General features: G+C 33.0%; 1 protein-coding gene. It reads right to left on the reverse strand.

Annotated features, from left to right (window positions below):
- Window positions 1–163 precede the first annotated feature (163 nt).
- Window positions 164–415: hypothetical protein (locus LR961_RS19165; protein ID WP_232151571.1), on the reverse strand; the 252-nt coding region annotated here is incomplete at its 5' end.

The raw sequence follows: 415 nt of genomic DNA on the forward strand, positions 1-415 counted from the left end.
TTAGCTAGCTTCCATTCCCTTGGGACATCTCCGGATATGATGGATTTCTTGAAAATATATTCTAATGGAACAACAATCTCATTTGGATGGCAAATGTCAGCCCCTGGTGTTTTATTAACTTTGAGTTCGTCTATACACCTTTTAATTTTTTCTTTTGTTATATTTACTGTAGTAAGTTTACCCTAGACTTTTCACAGGTTTCAGTTTGGAATTCACTTTGAGGTGTTTCGTTTACGAATACCGAGCTAAAATAATTGTTTAAGATATTGCACATTTCTTCATTTGAATATTCAAGTTGACCCTCAGTAGATAATAGTGAACCAATGTGATTCCTAATAACCTTTTTATCTCTAATGTAACTAAAGAATTCTTTGGGATTCTCTTTGGATTTATCAGCGACATTCATTTCGTATTG

The sequence above is a fragment of the Stenotrophomonas sp. SY1 genome, assembly GCF_021202945.1.
GTDB lineage: Bacteria > Pseudomonadota > Gammaproteobacteria > Xanthomonadales > Xanthomonadaceae > Stenotrophomonas.